The sequence below is a fragment of the Citrobacter sp. U14242 genome (assembly GCF_046555775.1).
Classification (GTDB): Bacteria; Pseudomonadota; Gammaproteobacteria; order Enterobacterales; family Enterobacteriaceae; genus Citrobacter.
The window spans coordinates 187,475-205,583 of record NZ_JBKGLW010000002.1; the positions used below are offsets into that span (position 1 = coordinate 187,475).

The window sequence follows — 18,109 nt, forward strand, 5'->3', positions numbered from 1 at the left end:
GTGGTGTTATTAAAGACCCACGATCTGTCTGACATAGGCCAGGTGTTCCAGCGATTTTTGGTAAGCACCGTCAGCATCAGCCTGGCGGATCGCATCCACAATCGCTTTATGCTGTGTATTCATGCTGGTTAATACATCCCGATTGCCGGAACGTTTGTCCAGTCCGGCATACGGGATGTTAACACGCTGTTCCCACAGCATTCGCGACATATCAAGCAGTACGCGGTTCTGGCTGGCTTCTGAAACTGTTAGATGGAATTGCTTATCGAGGGAATAAAAACCATGCACATTGTTTTCGCTAATGGCCTTTTCCATGCTGAGATGCAGTGCTTCAAGCTGGCTAATTAGCTCCTCTTTCCCGGCCTGCGCAGCAAGACGCGCACAATGGCTGTCGACCAACTCACGCGAGTAGAGGATTTCTTCAATCGTATAATCACTGGTGGAATGCTTTTTATCAGCAACAATCACACCATTACCTGACTGGATGGTGATCCATCCGGAAATCTCCAGCACAATCAGCGCTTCTCTGAGCGATGCGCGACTTACACCGAGTTGCTTTGCCAGCTCACGTTCGGGTGGTAAGAAGCTTCCCGGCGGAAAAATACTATCATTGATGAGCTTAATGATGAGATTGGCTATCTTTTGATAGAGCCGCTCCTGTTTTACCTCAGGAATAACCATGTGTCTCCCGTTCTCTTATCTGTGCGATTTTTAACTGATTTATCATATCATTCCTGGAGTTAAGAAACGCACGTCAGAGTCAGTTCATGTATCACACATCACTATGATATTTTTTCTTATCGTGTGAAGACAGCGTCTTTCACTTATTCAGACACCAAATCCTGTGCACATGCCCAGGCGCTCGACCACGCCCACTGGAAGTTATACCCACCCAACCAGCCGGTGACATCCATCACTTCACCAATAAAGTACAGCCCTGGCACTTTGCGGGCTTCCATCGTACGCGAAGACAGTTCGTTGGTATCCACACCACCCAGCGTGACCTCCGCTGTGCGATACCCTTCGGTACCGTTCGGCTGCACCCGCCATTCAGTAAGCGTCTCCACCAGCGTTTGCTGATCGCGTATGTTAAGTTGTTTCAGCGTCACATCCGGGATTTGCCCTAATTGCTGCAGGCATTCCACCAGACGTTTCGGCAACTGCATCGCTAACGTGTTCTTTAAGCTCTGATTTGGATGTACGCTTCGTTGTTCGTCGAGAAAGCTCGCAAGGTCAACATCCGGCAACAAATTAATGCTGACAAATTCGCCGGGCTGCCAAAAACTGGAAATCTGCAAAACGGCCGGGCCTGAAAGCCCACGGTGCGTAAAGAGCAGGTTTTCACGAAATACGGTACCGTCTTCAGCGGTGATAACAGAAGGAACAGACACGCCAGAGAGAACCTGAAGCTGCTCCAACAGTGGCTTATGCAACGTAAAGGGCACCAGGCCTGCGCGCGTCGGCAACACCTTCAGTCCAAACTGCTCGGCAATTTTATAACCAAACGGCGTTGCTCCCAGACCCGGCATAGAAAGCCCACCGGAGGCAATCACCAATTTCTTTGCACCGACCGTCATCCCGTTCAGCTCCAGAATGAAGCCGTCATCATCTCGTGCGACGCTCAGGACTTCGCTACGTAACCGCATCGTAACGTTACCTTTTTCGCACTCGGCAACCAGCATATCGACGATTTGTTGGGCCGAATCATCGCAGAACAGCTGACCGAGCGTTTTTTCGTGCCAGGCAATACCGTGTTTACCTACCAGATCGATAAAGTCCCACTGCGTATAGCGAGCCAGCGCCGATTTGCAAAAATGCGGGTTTTGACTCAAATATGCAGCCGGTTCCACATAAAGATTGGTAAAGTTGCAGCGCCCTCCGCCGGACATGAGGATCTTACGTCCAGGCTTTTTACCATTATCAATCAGCAGTACTTGACTGCCTGCTTGCCCTGCCTGCGCGGCACAGAACATACCTGCTGCGCCAGCGCCTATAATAACGGTATCAAACCTTTCCACGTTGCGATCCTCTCTAAAAAGCGGGCGTGAATTGTAAAGATTCCTCAGTGGTCGCACCAGCACCAAACTATCAATAATAGGTATTTATATGAATTCTATAGGATAATTCTTTAGTGGTGTAAAACAAAGCAGGAGACAAATCAAAAAAACTCTATATTTCACTTTGCCCGCGCCGCCAAAGTCACTGATAATGCGCCGCGTTCATGTCCTCAAAATGGCGTAACGTCCTATGCTACATTTGTTTGCTGGCCTGGATTTACATACCGGGCTTTTACTATTGCTTGCTCTGGCTTTTGTGCTGTTCTACGAAGCAATTAACGGCTTCCACGATACAGCCAATGCTGTCGCAACCGTGATCTATACCCGTGCAATGCGTTCGCAATTGGCGGTGGTCATGGCTGCGTTGTTCAACTTCTTTGGTGTTTTGCTGGGTGGTCTCAGCGTAGCGTATGCCATCGTACATATGCTACCAACGGATCTGCTGCTCAACATGGGTTCTTCACATGGCCTCGCCATGGTGTTCTCTATGCTGCTGGCGGCAATTATCTGGAACCTCGGTACCTGGTACTTTGGTCTGCCTGCATCCAGCTCCCACACGCTGATTGGCGCGATCATCGGTATTGGCTTAACCAATGCGTTGATGAACGGGACCTCAGTGGTGGATGCACTTAACATCCCGAAAGTGCTCAATATTTTCGGTTCGCTGATCATTTCCCCTATTGTCGGTCTGGTGTTCGCAGGCGGTCTGATCTTCTTGCTGCGTCGTTACTGGAACGGCACCAAGAAGCGGGCGCGTATTCACCTGACTCCAGCAGAGCGTGAAAAGAAAGACGGTAAGAAAAAGCCGCCGTTCTGGACGCGTATCGCGCTTATCCTCTCCGCTATCGGTGTGGCGTTCTCCCACGGTGCGAACGATGGTCAGAAAGGTATTGGTCTGGTCATGCTGGTACTGATTGGCGTAGCGCCTGCAGGCTTCGTGGTGAATATGAATGCTTCAGGTTACGAAATTACGCGTACCCGTGATGCTATCAATAACGTCGAAACCTACTTCCAGCAGCGTCCTGATCTGCTCAAACAGGCGACTGGCGTTGATCAGTTGGTTCCGTCTCCGACGGAAACGGCGACAACGACACCGGCAGAGTTCCATTGTCACCCGGCAAATACCATCAACGCGCTTGAGCGTGCAAAAGGTATGCTGGCGAACCTGGAAACCTACGACAAGTTAAGCGTTGAGCAGCGTAGCCAGCTGCGTCGCATTATGCTGTGCATTTCTGATACGACCGATAAAGTTGTGAAACTGCCTGGCGTAAGCAGCGACGATCAGCGACTGCTGAAGAAACTGAAAACCGACATGCTGAGCACCATTGAGTACGCACCAGTCTGGATTATCATGGCTGTTGCTCTGGCTCTGGGCTGCGGTACGATGATTGGCTGGCGTCGCGTGGCGACCACTATCGGTGAGAAAATCGGCAAGAAAGGCATGACCTATGCTCAGGGGATGTCGGCACAGATGACTGCCGCAGTCTCTATCGGTCTCGCCAGTTACACCGGTATGCCTGTTTCCACCACTCACGTTCTCTCCTCTTCTGTTGCAGGGACGATGGTTGTTGACGGTGGCGGTTTGCAGCGTAAAACGGTAACCAGCATTCTGATGGCCTGGGTCTTCACCCTGCCAGCAGCGATTATCCTTTCCGGGGTGCTGTACTGGCTCTCCCTGAAGCTAATCTAAGCGCATGCACAGTAAAAAAGCGGGTCAGGAAACTGACCCGCTTTTTTTATATCTGTCGTAAAAATCAGTGCCAGATAATCAGCGCGACCATACTGATTAACACCAGCCCACATAACGCGCTGGTAAGGATGAACTGACCGCGAACCCGCTCACAGCGGCGAATAAACTCATCGTCATGATGATCACGGTAACGCTGAGCGTAGATATACCACACCAGACGCATCTGCTTGTTAGGTTGCCCATGCGAGGTAAAAAAACCGCCCCCATCGACATACTGGTAAAGTAATGGATCGCAACCACGAAGTACCACTAACAGTGCGCGTAGCGAAGAAAAATAACGCGCCATATTAACAATGCAAACGACACATAAAGCCCAGAATAACGCAATGGTGCTTATCATATCTCCTCCCCGGCGACCCGCCCACAGAACTCCTTTCCGGGACTACCGCTCCCCGATACCCTGCCAAACCATTCAGTGAAGAGTACAACTGAAACCGCTCGTGTTAGTGTCACGCATCCGAGCGCCTCTCTAAATAGTGTAGGAGATTAGTTAATTTTTTTGCCAGAAGGTTAATCACTATCAATGCAATTAACTAAAAAATTTGTTTAACTACTTGGCAAGCAAGGCGGATTGACGGATTATCCCGGTCGCTATAATGTAAGGATAGTCCTTAAAAGGTACGTTTTTACGACTGGGCTAGCCCCGCGCACAAAGTTCGCAGGACGCGGATGACGCGGCGGCAGAATGAACGCCAGCTGGCTAGTCATCGACAACTTATGGAAGGAGTAACACTATGGCTTATAAACACATTCTTATCGCGGTTGATCTTTCTCCAGAAAGCAAAGTTCTGGTTGAAAAAGCGGTCTCTATGGCGCGGCCTTACAATGCGAAAGTCTCCCTTATCCACGTTGACGTAAACTATTCCGACCTGTACACCGGGCTAATCGACGTGAATCTGGGCGACATGCAGAAACGCATTTCTGAAGAAACCCACCACGCGTTAACCGAGCTGTCCACCAATGCAGGCTACCCAATCACCGAAACCCTGAGCGGTAGCGGCGACCTGGGCCAGGTTCTGGTCGATGCCATCAAAAAATACGACATGGATCTCGTCGTTTGTGGCCACCACCAGGATTTCTGGAGCAAACTGATGTCCTCCGCGCGTCAACTGATCAACACCGTTCACGTCGACATGTTGATTGTTCCGCTGCGTGACGACGAAGAAGCATAAAATGCTTGCCGCCGGGGAATAACCCGGCCCGCTGCAAACATTAAAGCCTGTAAACGCCCGCCTGTGCGGGCGTTTTTGTTTTTGTTATTTGGGCACAATTAGTACATCAATCCAACAAATAAATCATAATTAGTGTGATCAACTAATTGGATCGAAAACTATCTCTATAATAATCTACCCTTACGGCTAATCGCCGCAGTCTATAACAAAATAAGACTTTTTCGGCGCGTTTAACAATACGCGTTCATACTTTTCGGGATGGCTTTGAAAGGCGAAGGAATATGAATACTACTGCACCTACGGGCTTGCTGCAGCAACCTCGTCCGTTCTTCATGATCTTCTTTGTGGAATTATGGGAACGATTTGGCTATTACGGCGTTCAGGGCATCCTGGCGGTATTTTTTGTTAAGCAACTCGGATTCTCTCAGGAACAGGCATTTGTCACCTTTGGCGCGTTTGCTGCATTGGTATACGGCCTGATCTCCATCGGCGGCTATGTCGGCGACCATCTTTTAGGTACCAAACGCACGCTGGTGCTCGGCGCTATCGTGCTGGCACTTGGTTACTTCATGACCGGGATGTCACTGCTCAAGCCCGACCTGATTTTTGTCGCACTGGGTACCATTGCCGTGGGTAACGGACTGTTTAAAGCCAACCCGGCAAGCCTGCTGTCAAAATGCTATCCCCCGAAAGACGCACGTCTGGACGGTGCTTTTACCCTGTTTTATATGTCGATCAACATCGGTTCGCTGTTGTCGCTGTCGCTGGCGCCGGTGATTGCCGATAAGTTTGGCTACGCCGTTACCTATAACCTGTGCGGTGCCGGACTTATCGTTGCGCTACTGGTCTACTTTGCCTGCCGTGGAATGGTAAAAAATATCGGCTCTGAACCCGATCATAAGCCGCTAAATTTCCGTAACCTGCTGTACGTGCTGGCCGGTACGGTAGTGATGGTATTCATCTGCGCGTGGCTGATGCACAACGTGCAGGTTGCCAACCTGGTGCTGATCGTCCTGTCGATTGCCGTGACTATCATCTTCTTCCGCCAGGCATTCAAACTGGATAAAACCGGGCGCAACAAGATGTTCGTGGCCTTTATCCTGATGCTGGAAGCCGTGGTGTTCTACGTGCTGTACGCACAGATGCCAACCTCTCTGAACTTCTTTGCCATCAATAACGTGCATCATGAAATTCTCGGTATTACCATCAACCCGGTGAGTTTCCAGGCGCTAAACCCGTTCTGGGTGGTACTGGCAAGCCCGGTGCTGGCCGCGATTTATACCCGTCTGGGTAACAAAGGCAAAGACCTGACCATGCCGATGAAGTTTACGCTTGGTATGTTCCTGTGCTCACTAGGCTTCCTGACTGCCGCCGCAGCCGGAATGTGGTTTGCCGATGCTCAGGGTTTGACGTCTCCGTGGTTTATCGTGCTGGTTTATCTGTTCCAGAGTCTGGGTGAACTACTGATTAGCGCCCTGGGACTGGCAATGGTCGCCGCGCTGGTGCCACAACACCTGATGGGCTTTATTCTTGGGATGTGGTTCCTGACACAGGCAGCCGCCTTCCTGATGGGGGGTTACGTCGCAACGTTTACAGCAGTACCGGAAAACATTACCGATCCACTCCAGACGCTGCCTATCTACACCAACGTGTTCAGTAAGATCGGCCTGGTGACCCTGGCAGTAACGGTGGTGATGGCGCTTATGGTGCCATGGCTGAACCGAATGATTAATACGCCAAGTACCGAGCAATAAGAGGCGGGTAACGCCTTATCCGGCCTGCGTTCAATATGCCCGGTACGCCTTGCGCTATCGGGCATTTCCAACCGTTACCCTTTGCGCGCGTTTATCCACTCCTGCACTTCCACCACGAAGGTATCTGGCGCTTTGCGGTACATCTTACGTGCCAAATCCAGAATGGTATGCTGGCCAAGCGCTTCTTCCATGCGCTGTTGCGCCATGTCCATTACCGAACGCACGCCGCAAATGCCTTCACAAGCCCACTCCGGCGGATGCTCCTCAAAAACGGCTAAACGCTGGCGAATTTCACGACATTCAAAAATACGCTTCTCACCATCTATGGCATTGACCACATCCAGCACGGTGATGTCTTCCGCGGGTTTGGCCAACTGGAACCCACCGCCCTTACCCTCGATACTGCGCACCAGACCGGCTTTCGACAGACGAGTGAAGATTTTTGCCAGATAGTCATACGGAACGCTTTGTAGTTCGGCGATTTCTCGCACGCTCATATCCCGCGCGTCGCCTTTGCTGTCGACCATACACATCAGGCTATGGATGCCGTACTCAACCCCGGAACTGTAAAATGCCATTTATTATCTCAGCCAAAATGAATCTGAGTTTATTGTAGCTTTTTCATCTAAGGCATTCCAGAGAACAGAGTAATCCCGCATGAGAATAAAAATATAAATAGATACTTATCAAGTAGATAATAAAAAATCACGACACAATAATGAAAAAAGGATCAGGATCGCATTGCAATCCATAACTACGACCAATAAAATCCGAGTAAATACATCGTAGTCACCAGTGAGATAACACTAATGCAAAAACAAATTCTGATCGTGGGTACCGGTTTTGCCGGTATGTGGGCAGCATTGAGCGCCGCACGCCTGGCGGATAAAAACCAGCAGGCCATTGATATTACGGTGATTGCGCCACAGCCAGAGTTGCGTGTACGCCCGCGTTTTTATGAAAACGCGGTCCACACGCTGGTCGCCCCGCTGCAACCGTTATTCGATGCTACCGGCGTTAACTTCCTGCAAGGTCACGTTGAGCAGATCCTCCCGGCCTCTAAAGAAGTCAGCTGGAAAGACGTCAACGGTGAAACCCATTTGCGCCATTACGACCGCCTGGTACTCGCCAGCGGTAGCCATGTCGACCGCAATAGGGTTACTGGTGCTGCCGAACACGCTTTCGACCTCGATCAGCTGGAAAGCGCTGCTGTACTGGAACAACACCTGAAAGATCTGGCACACCGACCGGAAAGTGACGCGCGCAATACCGTGGTCGTCTGCGGCGGCGGTTTTACCGGTATCGAAATGGCGCTGGAATTACCGGGCCGTCTGCGCGATATTCTCGGCGCCGATGCTAAGACCAGAGTTGTCGTAGTTGAACGCGGTGCACAGCCGGGCGCACGCTGGAGCCAGGAGCTGCGGGATGTCATCGCAGAGGCATCAGCCGAACTTGGCGTTGAATGGCGGGTGAATACGGAAGTGGAGTGCGTGGATGCGTCCGGCGTAACACTGAAAGATGGGCAGATGATTGCATCAGAAACCGTTATCTGGACGGTCGGCGTGCAGGCGAACGGCTTAACGGCACAAATCGACGCCCCGCGCGATCGTCAGGGCCGTCTGCACGTGAATGCAAATCTTCAGGTTGTAGGTCATGAGGATATCTATGCGACGGGTGATGTTGCCTACGCCGCCACCGATGACAAAGGCAATCACGCCTTAATGACTTGTCAGCATGCCATTCTGTTGGGCAAATTTGCCGGTAACAACGCCGCAGCCAGCTTGCTAAACGTTGCGCCACTGCCGTACCGTCAGGAAAACTACGTCACCTGTCTGGATCTCGGCGCGTGGGGTGCGGTGTATAGCGAAGGGTGGGATCAGCAGGTGAAACTGACGCGTGCAGAGGCGAAGAAGCTGAAAGTGTCGATTGTCAGCGAGCTGATTTATCCACCGAAGGCCGACCGCACAGTGGCGTTTGAGATTGCCGATCCGCTGGCACCGTTTGTGTAGTTGAATCGCCGGATGCGGTAAACGCTTCATCCGGCCTGGAAACTACGCTGTACCCGCATAAATATCAAAGCGATGCCCTTTGGTGACTACCGCATTGGGCGTCGCCACATCCGCGAGCGGCGGTGCGTAATCCGGGCGTTTCACCACGACACGTTTAGTCGCCAGCTGACGTGCTGGCATCAACAAACCATCGGCGTCTAAATCAGGCCCCACCAGCGACTGAAACACGCGCATCTCTTTTTTCACCAGCGCGCTTTTCTGCTTATGTGGAAACATCGGGTCGAGATACACCACCTGCGGGCGCGGCGTGATATCGGTCAACGCCGTCAGACTGGACGCATGGATCAGTTGTAATCGCTCCTGCAACCACAGCCCGATTTCCGGGTCGGCGTAACCACGGGCCAGACCATCGTCGAGCAGCGCCGCCACCACTGGGTTGCGCTCCAGCATCCGTACGCGGCAGCCAACGGAGGCCAGCACAAACGCATCGCGCCCCAGCCCGGCTGTCGCATCGACTACATCCGGCAGATAATCGCCTTTAATGCCGACAGCCTTTGCCACCGCTTCGCCTCGTCCACCGCCAAACTTACGCCGATGGGCCATCGCCCCGCCGACAAAATCAACGAAAATGCCGCCGAGCTTAGGTTCATCGCGTTTGCGCAGTTCCAGATGCTCCGCTGTCATCACCAGCGCCATCAGATTGTCTTCATCGTGTTCCAGCCCCCAGCGGGCAGCAAGAACAGATAAGGCGCCGTCTCCGGCGCCTGTTTCATCAAGTAAGCAGATTTTCACGCGAATAATCAGCCTTTAATCCCGTAATGCTCCAGCATCGCATCCAGTTGCGGCTCGCGGCCACGGAAGCGTTTGAACAGCGTCATTGGCTCCTCAGAACCCCCACGAGTCAGGATGCTGTCCAGGAACGACTGTCCGGTTTCGCGGTTGAAAATCCCCTCTTCTTCAAAGCGAGAGAACGCGTCAGCCGCCAGCACGTCAGCCCACAGATAGCTGTAGTAACCCGCTGCGTAGCCGCCCGCAAAAATATGGCTGAAGGCATGCGGGAAACGGCCCCATGTCGGCCCTGGCACCACAGCAACCTGCTTTTTAATCTCTGCCAGGGTTTCAAGGATTTTCGCCCCCTGCTGCGGGTTAAACTCAGCATGCAGACGGAAATCAAACAGGCCGAATTCCAGCTGACGCAGAATAAACAGCGCCGCCTGGTAGTTTTTCGCCGCCAGCATTTTATCCAGCAGTTCCTTCGGCAACGGTTCACCGGTTTCATAGTGACCGGAGATAAACGCCAGCGCTTGTGGCTCCCAGCACCAGTTCTCCATAAACTGGCTCGGCAGTTCGACCGCATCCCATGGCACACCGTTGATGCCGGAAACGCCGGCCGTTTCGATGCGGGTCAGCATGTGGTGCAGGCCGTGACCAAACTCATGGAACAGGGTGATCACTTCATCGTGGGTAAATAGCGCCGGTTTACCGTTCACCGGACGGTTGAAGTTACAGGTCAGATAAGCGACCGGTTTTTGCAACGTGCCGTCGCTTTTACGCATCTGGCCGACACAGTCGTCCATCCACGCCCCGCCGCGTTTGTTTTCGCGAGCGTAGAGGTCAAGATAGAAACTGCCACGCAGGTCGTTGTTTTCATCGTACAGTTCAAAGAAGCGAACTTCCGGATGCCAGACGTCTACGTCAGTACGCTCTTTGGCGGTGATGCCGTAAATGCGCTTAACCACTTCAAACAGGCCGTTAACCGCTTTGTTTTCCGGGAAGTAAGGACGCAACTGCTCGTCGCTGATGCTGTAAAGGTGCTGTTTTTGCTTCTCGCTGTAGTACGCGATATCCCACGGCTGCAGCTCATCAACGCCAAATTCAGCTTTTGCGAAGGCGCGCAACTGAGCCAGCTCTTTTTCGCCCTGCGGACGCGCACGTTTGGCCAGATCCGTCAGGAACTCGAGCACCTGCTGCGGGTTTTCCGCCATTTTCGTGGCGAGAGATTTAAAGGCGTAGCTTTCAAAGCCCAGCAGTTGAGCCAGTTCGTGGCGCAGCGCGAGGATCTCTTCCATTATCGGGCTGTTATCCCATTTGCCCGCGTTTGGCCCCTGGTCAGATGCGCGGGTGGAATAAGCGCGGTACATCTCTTCACGCAAAGCCTGGTTGTCGCAGTAGGTCATTACCGGCAGGTAGCTCGGGATGTCCAGCGTCAGCAGATAACCTTCCTGCTCTTTGGCTTCGGCCTGAGCTTTAGCGGCGGCCAGCGCACTTTCCGGCATCCCGGCAAGCGCAGATTCGTCGGTGACGAGTTTGGTCCAGCCCATGGTCGCATCAAGCACGTTGTTGCTGTACAGGTTACCCAGCTCAGACAGACGGGTCGCGATTTCACCATAGCGCTGTTGTTTTTCTTTCGGCAAGCCAATGCCAGACAGCTCAAAATCACGCAGTGCGTTATCGACCGCTTTTTTCTGTGCGGTGTTCAGGGTGGCGTAATGATCGCCGTCGCGCAGGTCGCGGTAGGCTTTGTACAGCCCCTCATGTTGCCCAACCCAGGTGCTGTATTCAGACAGCAGCGGCAGCGTTTGTTCGTAGGCTTCGCGCAGCTCCGGGCTGTTTTTCACTGAATTCAGGTGACTGACCGGAGAGAAAATACGTCCCAGGACATCGTCCACTTCCGCCAGCTGCTGGCAGAGATTTTCCCAGGTATACGGCGCGCCCTGTGCAACCACACGTTCAACGTTTTCGCGGCAATCGTTTAGCGCCTTAGTCACAGCGGGCACGACATGCTCAGGCTGAATTTTAGAAAACGGGGGCAGTTCGAAGGGAGTCAGCAATGGATTGGTCATTAGCGCGGTCCTGTTGAAAAGAGTGAATGAAGCGCGTATCCGGCGCTGTGCATATTATTTGTAGAATGGGGTTAAGTGTAGAGGATTTCAATGCCAGGCGTTGCGCTTTCGCGGCAGTGACGACTTTTCTGTATACTGTGGCGATACGCTCTATTTTCGCCCGATTGCACGCCGCTTTCGGGCCTACGTTTATAACCTGGAACACGTTTACCCATGCTCAGTTATCGCCACAGCTATCACGCTGGCAACCACGCCGACGTCCTCAAACATACGGTTCAGAGCCTGATCATTGAATCGCTCAAAGAGAAAGAAAAACCGTTTCTCTATCTGGACACCCATGCCGGGGCTGGCCGTTATCAGCTGAGCAGTGAACATGCCGAGCGCACAGGCGAGTACCTGGAAGGTATCGCCCGTATCTGGCAACAGGACTCCCTCCCGGCGGAGCTGGAACCCTATATTTCTGTCGTGCAGCATTTCAACCGGAGTGGTCAGTTGCGCTACTACCCGGGTTCTCCGCTGATTGCCCGCCAGTTATTGCGTGAGCAGGACAGCCTGCAATTGACAGAACTGCACCCGAGCGATTTTCCGCTACTGCGTTCCGAGTTCCAGAAAGACGAACGTGCGCGCGTCGCTAAAGCCGACGGTTATCAGCAGTTAAAAGCAAAATTACCGCCGGTTTCCCGTCGCGGATTGATCCTTATCGATCCCCCATACGAAATTAAATCCGACTATCAGGCCGTCGTCACCGGCATCAGCGAAGGTTACAAACGTTTCGCGACCGGTACCTATGCACTGTGGTATCCGGTAGTCCTGCGCCAGCAAATCAAACGTATGATTCATGATCTGGAAGACACCGGCATTCGTCGCATCCTGCAAATTGAGCTGGCGGTTCGCCCGGACAGCGATCAGCGCGGTATGACGGCTTCCGGCATGATTGTGATTAACCCGCCGTGGAAGCTGGAACAGCAGATGAACAACGTCCTGCCGTGGCTACACAGCAAACTGGTTCCGGCAGGAACCGGGCACACTTCCGTCAGCTGGATCGTGCCGGAGTAATCGCAGCCATCGGTGGAACCTTTTAATTTCAGGTATACAATCGCGAATATTTTGGCGGATGGCATAACGCTTCTCCGCCCTACAATGAACATGAAGGAGCGGTCATGACCAAGCACTATGATTACATCGCTATCGGCGGCGGCAGCGGTGGAATTGCCTCCATTAACCGTGCGGCAATGTACGGCCAGAAATGCGCACTGATTGAAGCCAAAGAGCTAGGCGGCACTTGCGTCAACGTTGGCTGCGTACCGAAGAAAGTGATGTGGCATGCCGCGCAGATCCGCGAAGCTATTCATATGTATGGCCCGGATTATGGTTTTGATACCACCATCAACAAGTTCGACTGGGACAAGCTGATCGCCAGCCGTACTGCCTATATCGATCGCATTCATACCTCTTACGATAACGTGTTGGGTAAAAATAACGTCGATGTCATTAAAGGCTTTGCCCGCTTCGTTGATGCGAAAACCATTGAAGTGAACGGTGAAACGATCACTGCCGATCATATTTTAATTGCGACCGGCGGCCGCCCAAGCCATCCGAACATTCCGGGTGTGGAATACGGCATCGACTCCGACGGTTTCTTTGAGCTGCCAGCCCTGCCGAAACGCGTGGCGGTCGTTGGCGCAGGCTACATCGCCGTTGAACTGGCTGGCGTAATTAACGGCCTGGGTGCAGAAACACATCTCTTTGTGCGTAAACACGCACCGCTGCGTAGCTTTGACCCGATGATTGTCGAAACACTGGTTGAAGTGATGAACACGGAAGGCCCAACTCTGCATACCCACGCTATTCCAAAAGCCGTGGTTAAGAACGCAGACGGCAGCCTGACTCTGCAACTGGAAGATGGTCGTAGCGAAACGGTAGATTGCCTGATCTGGGCGATTGGTCGTGAACCGGCAACCGACAACTTCAACCTGGCTGCAACGGGTGTGAAAACCAACGAAAAAGGGTACATCGTTGTTGATAAATACCAGAATACCAGCGTTCCTGGTATTTATGCGGTCGGCGATAATACCGGTGCCGTTGAACTGACGCCAGTTGCGGTTGCCGCAGGCCGTCGTCTGTCCGAACGTCTGTTTAATAACAAGCCGGACGAGCATCTGGACTACAGCAACATTCCAACCGTAGTCTTCAGTCATCCGCCAATTGGTACTGTAGGGTTAACCGAACAGCAGGCACGCGAACAGCACGGTGATGATCAGGTAAAAGTGTATAAATCATCGTTTACCGCGATGTATACCGCTGTGACCTCTCACCGCCAACCGTGCCGCATGAAGCTGGTCTGCGTGGGACCAGAAGAGAAGATTGTCGGTATTCACGGCATCGGCTTTGGCATGGACGAAATGCTGCAAGGCTTCGCGGTGGCACTGAAAATGGGCGCGACTAAGAAAGATTTCGACAACACCGTAGCGATCCACCCAACTGCGGCTGAAGAATTTGTGACAATGCGCTAAGCGCGCTTCATGAATGTTAAAGGGCAAAGAGGGGTTAGCTCTTTGCCCTTAGTTACGTTTCCACTATCAGTTCAAAAGTTGCAGCAGATAGCGGATCAGTTCCAGCAACGCGATCAACGCGCCCAGAACGATGATTGCTTTATCAATCACCCGTTTTCTCCATCAGATGGAGTGAGAATGCACCCGCTTACTCATCTATTGCCTGTCACGGTGCGTGTCCCAGTGTTAGATGATGGAACTCTCACTCCGGCCAGAGCATCGGTTAACGGCACCACCCGTACCGCCGATCAGGACTTAGAAAGCGTTTAGCGCGCGTCCGGAATGAAAATACTTCAGAGCTAACTGTATAAGCATACAGTTGTTTTAATCAAAACAACCAGCGTATTCTTGCAATACTACCGTTAAGGTAATAGGATTGAAGCGTTAGATGATGGAACTCTCACTCTGGCCAGAGCCACCAACTCTGGCTAAAGCGTAAAAAAACCGACGTAAAGTCGGTTTTTTTACGTCCGAATCTGGACCTGGGTGAAATCTATTTACCCTGCATATACGGTGTATATACCCCGTTGAGGCTTTCAAGGAATGCCACGATATCGTCGATATCTTTCTGCGGAAGTTCTTTACCCACCTGATAACGCAGCATCAGTTTCACCGCGCCATCGAGCGTAGGCACATCACCCCGGTGGAAATAAGGTGCGGTCAACGCAACGTTACGCAGACCCGGTACTTTCTGGCGCAGTTTGTCACGTAATTCATTCGTGACGTTCATACGACCAATATCCGCCGCAGTGATTTCGCCAAAATTAAAGTCCTTTTTCAGCCCCAGGGGTTCGAATGAGCGTCCACCTAAAATAATACCGCCATGGCAGGTCGCACACTTATTATCCTTAAACAACTGATAGCCCTGTTTTTGCTGAGCCGTTAACGCGCCTTCATCACCACGTAGCCATTTATCAAACGGTGCATTTGGCGTAATCAACGTTTTCTCAAACTCAGCAATCGCATCAGTAATAGTGTCCCCGCTGAATCCCTGAGGATAAACGGCGATAAACTCTTGCTTCAAGGCCGGGTCTTTGTCCAGTTTCTGGATAATTTCATCCCAGGATTTCGATGCCATTTCAATCGGATTGAGCGGTGGACCACCCGCCTGAGCCTGCAATGTTGGCGCACGGCCATCCCAGAACTGTTCAACGTTAAAGACCGAGTTAAAGACCGTCGGCGCATTGATAGGGCCAACGGCACCACCGACACCGATTGACGTTTTCCTGCCATCCACACCGCCCGCATTTAGAGCATGGCAGTGCGCACAAGAAATCGTGCTGTCGCCAGAAATCCGTGGGTCATGATAGAGCGTGAAACCGAGCGCCACTTTACGGGCATCTGTCGGGATACTTTCCGGTATCGGTTGAACCGGTTCGTTGCGATGTTGAGCTGCCGTATCGCTGCTGGCGTAGTACTGCTCGCGTTGTTTTGCGATCCAGCCAAGAATCTCTTTGCGCTCAGCATCACTAACCTTACCAGCCCAGTGCAGTGCGGTATAACGCGTTGGCGGCATGGTGTCGTACTGCATCACCCACTCAATTTTATTCAGATCGCTTTGCGAAACAGGTTTATCCGCGACCAGTGCCGCACGCACGGCTTCAAGATTGAAGGATTTATATCCCAGTTGAATATCGTAATTCATCAACTGTTTAGCGACAGGAAAAGAAGAATAGAAAGGTAATTCCGCTGAAGGGGTATGACAATAATCGCATCCTTTTTCGCGCAAAAACCCTAATACTTTATTATTTTCTTCCAGCGTAGAAGCCTGAACATCAGCTTGTTTACTACGTTGATTATCGTGATACCACACATAACCGGATAATCCAAAATAACAAATCACGATGCCTGCTATTGCCATCGCGGTAAGACGGGTAATGATTTTCATTATTTTACCCTCACCGTTGTGAGTTATTGTGACCCAGAAAATTAGAATAATTAATGCACAGTCTTTGTCAGACCTGACCATCATAGGAAATGGGTGGGTTAATTTTTTGATAAGTATCAATCAATTAGATGGGCGGGAACTATCGATAGAATAGCCTGCGCCTATTATAGAGATCAGACGCTACCTCGTTCTGTTCACACCTCGTTGCAATCGAATATTCTGAAAATCAAATATCTTCAGGTCGCACAAAAACAATAATTATTCATTGTTATCATTGAGATAGTTTTATTTCTTAATAATTGAAAAGCCTAAAAACGTGATCGACCGCACGCTTTACTCACCCGACACCGAAGCGAATGTCTACGCTTAACAGACAGCCGGGCAATAGCCGTTTCCTTTCAACAACTCTTACCAGAGGTCTTTCTCATTATGCTCAACCAGAAACTACCCCACGCCCCTTCAGAAGAACTGACGATCGACGTCGATCTGCTTTATGAAATGGATCCGTGCGAGTTAAAGCTGGATGAAATGATTGAGGCAGAGCCTGAACCGGAGATGATTGAAGGGCTACCCGCCTCGGACGCGTTAACCCCCGCCGATCGTTACCTTGAACTGTTCGAGCACGTCCAGTCATCAAAACTGTTTGCTGATAGCAAAACCTTTCCCGACTGCGCACCCAAAATGGACCCACTGGATATTTTGATTCGCTATCGTAAAGTCAAACGACACCGGGACTTTGACCTGCAACGCTTTGTCGAGAACCACTTCTGGCTGCCGGAAACCCCCACCAGCGAATATGTTTCCGACCCTGAAAGCTCGCTGAAAGAACATATTGATCAACTGTGGCCAGTGCTGACTCGCGAGCCGCAGGATCATATTCCCTGGTCATCGCTGCTGGCGCTACCGCAGTCATACATCGTGCCAGGCGGACGCTTTAGCGAAACCTACTATTGGGATTCCTACTTCACCATGCTGGGTCTTGCGGAGAGTGGCCGGGAAGACTTATTGAAATGTATGGCAGATAACTTTGCCTGGATGATCGAAAACTATGGTCACATCCCGAACGGCAATCGCACCTACTACCTGAGTCGCTCCCAGCCACCGGTCTTTGCGCTAATGGTCGAACTGTTTGAAGAAGATGGCGTACGCGGCGCGCGTCGTTACCTTGATCATCTCAAAATGGAGTACGCGTTTTGGATGGATGGCGCCGACTCGCTGGTGCTTAATCAGGCGTACCGCCACGTTATCAGAATGCCGGACGGTTCTCTGCTCAACCGCTATTGGGACGATCGAGATACCCCGCGTGATGAGTCCTGGCTTGAAGACGTAGAAACGGCTAAGCATTCAGGCCGACCACCTAATGAGGTTTATCGGGATCTGCGCGCAGGTGCGGCCTCCGGCTGGGATTATTCATCACGTTGGTTGCGCGATGCCGGTCGCCTCGCCAGCATCCGCACCACCCAGTTCATCCCGATTGACCTGAACGCATTCCTGTACAAACTGGAAAGTACGATTGCGAACATTTCTGCATTAAAGGGAGAGCGGGATACCGAAGCGCTGTTTCGCCAGAAAGCCAGCGACCGCCGTGCCGCCGTGAACCGCTATTTGTGGGACGATGAAAATGGCTGCTATCGCGACTACGACTGGCGACGTGAGCAAATGGCCCTCTTCTCTGCTGCCAGCATCGTTCCGCTGTATGTCGGCATGGCGACCCATGAACAAGCTGACCGACTCGCCAACACGGTACGCAGTCGCTTACTCACGCCCGGCGGCATTTTAGCGACCGAGTATGAAACCGGTGAACAGTGGGATAAACCCAACGGCTGGGCACCGTTGCAGTGGATGGCGATTCAGGGGTTTAAACTGTATGGTGATGACCATCTCGGCGATGAGATTGCCCGTAACTGGCTGAAAACGGTTAATATTTTTTATCAGGAACACCACAAGCTAATTGAAAAGTACCATATCGCTGACGGCACGCCGCGCGAAGGCGGCGGTGGGGAATATCCGCTGCAGGACGGATTTGGCTGGACGAATGGCGTGGTGCGCCGATTAATCGGTTTGTACGGTGAACCGTAAATGTC

At 51.9% G+C, this 18,109-nt stretch carries 15 protein-coding genes; 7 read left to right on the plus strand and 8 right to left on the minus strand.

Annotation, left to right across the window (positions count from 1 at the left end; all coding sequences use genetic code 11):
* Positions 1 to 9 precede the first annotated feature (9 nt).
* Positions 10 to 681 (minus strand): FadR/GntR family transcriptional regulator, encoded by a 672-nt coding sequence (locus ACLJXE_RS03645; protein ID WP_410750109.1) that lies wholly within the window; start codon positions 679 to 681, stop codon positions 10 to 12.
* 143 nt (positions 682 to 824) lie between these two features.
* The gene (locus ACLJXE_RS03650) at positions 825 to 2,018 is read right to left on the minus strand and encodes an NAD(P)/FAD-dependent oxidoreductase (RefSeq protein WP_410750110.1); all 1,194 of its coding nucleotides are present in this window, start codon (positions 2,016 to 2,018) and stop codon (positions 825 to 827) included.
* Between the two features lie 229 nt (positions 2,019 to 2,247).
* On the opposite strand from ACLJXE_RS03650, the gene pitA reads away from it, so the two are divergent.
* Positions 2,248 to 3,747, plus strand: a complete 1,500-nt coding sequence (pitA, locus tag ACLJXE_RS03655; RefSeq protein WP_048213627.1) for an inorganic phosphate transporter PitA — start codon at positions 2,248 to 2,250, stop codon at positions 3,745 to 3,747.
* 64 nt (positions 3,748 to 3,811) lie between these two features.
* Here the strand turns inward: pitA and uspB are convergent, their stop codons facing one another.
* Complete coding sequence (uspB, locus tag ACLJXE_RS03660; protein ID WP_003023371.1) at positions 3,812 to 4,147, minus strand: universal stress protein UspB; 336 nt, start codon at positions 4,145 to 4,147, stop codon at positions 3,812 to 3,814.
* 394 nt (positions 4,148 to 4,541) lie between these two features.
* On the opposite strand from uspB, the gene uspA reads away from it, so the two are divergent.
* Positions 4,542 to 4,979, plus strand: coding sequence for a universal stress protein UspA (gene uspA / locus ACLJXE_RS03665; protein ID WP_003023368.1), 438 nt, complete (start codon positions 4,542 to 4,544; stop codon positions 4,977 to 4,979).
* A gap of 281 nt (positions 4,980 to 5,260) precedes the next feature.
* Positions 5,261 to 6,733, plus strand: a complete 1,473-nt coding sequence (gene dtpB, locus ACLJXE_RS03670) for a dipeptide/tripeptide permease DtpB (RefSeq protein ID WP_286629909.1) — start codon at positions 5,261 to 5,263, stop codon at positions 6,731 to 6,733.
* A gap of 74 nt (positions 6,734 to 6,807) precedes the next feature.
* Here the strand turns inward: dtpB and ACLJXE_RS03675 are convergent, their stop codons facing one another.
* Positions 6,808 to 7,311, minus strand: coding sequence for an RrF2 family transcriptional regulator (locus tag ACLJXE_RS03675; protein WP_286629910.1), 504 nt, complete (start codon positions 7,309 to 7,311; stop codon positions 6,808 to 6,810).
* 231 nt (positions 7,312 to 7,542) lie between these two features.
* Here ACLJXE_RS03675 and ACLJXE_RS03680 point away from each other — a divergent pair, with 231 nt between their 5' ends.
* Positions 7,543 to 8,742: an NAD(P)/FAD-dependent oxidoreductase gene (locus ACLJXE_RS03680; protein ID WP_410750111.1), complete on the plus strand. Its 1,200-nt coding sequence runs from the start codon at positions 7,543 to 7,545 to the stop codon at positions 8,740 to 8,742.
* Positions 8,743 to 8,784: 42 nt separating this feature from the next.
* Here the strand turns inward: ACLJXE_RS03680 and rsmJ are convergent, their stop codons facing one another.
* Complete coding sequence (gene rsmJ, locus ACLJXE_RS03685) at positions 8,785 to 9,534, minus strand: 16S rRNA (guanine(1516)-N(2))-methyltransferase RsmJ (protein ID WP_286629913.1); 750 nt, start codon at positions 9,532 to 9,534, stop codon at positions 8,785 to 8,787.
* An 8-nt stretch (positions 9,535 to 9,542) separates the two neighbouring features.
* Positions 9,543 to 11,585, minus strand: a complete 2,043-nt coding sequence (prlC, locus tag ACLJXE_RS03690) for an oligopeptidase A (protein WP_410750112.1) — start codon at positions 11,583 to 11,585, stop codon at positions 9,543 to 9,545.
* Between the two features lie 213 nt (positions 11,586 to 11,798).
* Between prlC and ACLJXE_RS03695 the strand changes: the two genes are divergently transcribed.
* Together ACLJXE_RS03695 and gorA are read left to right on the plus strand one after the other, a co-directional pair.
* On the plus strand, positions 11,799 to 12,641 hold the full coding sequence (locus ACLJXE_RS03695) for a 23S rRNA (adenine(2030)-N(6))-methyltransferase RlmJ (RefSeq protein ID WP_286629916.1): 843 nt from the start codon (positions 11,799 to 11,801) through the stop codon (positions 12,639 to 12,641).
* A gap of 104 nt (positions 12,642 to 12,745) precedes the next feature.
* Positions 12,746 to 14,098 (plus strand): glutathione-disulfide reductase, encoded by a 1,353-nt coding sequence (gorA, locus tag ACLJXE_RS03700; RefSeq protein WP_137351200.1) that lies wholly within the window; start codon positions 12,746 to 12,748, stop codon positions 14,096 to 14,098.
* A 66-nt stretch (positions 14,099 to 14,164) separates the two neighbouring features.
* Here gorA and dinQ read toward each other — a convergent pair whose 3' ends face one another.
* Positions 14,165 to 14,248 carry a damage-inducible type I toxin DinQ gene (dinQ, locus tag ACLJXE_RS03705; protein ID WP_003837776.1) on the minus strand — a complete coding sequence of 28 codons (84 nt, stop codon included), beginning with the start codon at positions 14,246 to 14,248 and terminating at the stop codon, positions 14,165 to 14,167.
* Between the two features lie 382 nt (positions 14,249 to 14,630).
* The gene (locus ACLJXE_RS03710; protein WP_410750113.1) at positions 14,631 to 16,025 is read right to left on the minus strand and encodes a cytochrome-c peroxidase; all 1,395 of its coding nucleotides are present in this window, start codon (positions 16,023 to 16,025) and stop codon (positions 14,631 to 14,633) included.
* A gap of 429 nt (positions 16,026 to 16,454) precedes the next feature.
* Here ACLJXE_RS03710 and ACLJXE_RS03715 point away from each other — a divergent pair, with 429 nt between their 5' ends.
* Positions 16,455 to 18,104 (plus strand): alpha,alpha-trehalase, encoded by a 1,650-nt coding sequence (locus ACLJXE_RS03715; RefSeq protein ID WP_410750114.1) that lies wholly within the window; start codon positions 16,455 to 16,457, stop codon positions 18,102 to 18,104.
* Positions 18,105 to 18,109 lie beyond the last annotated feature (5 nt).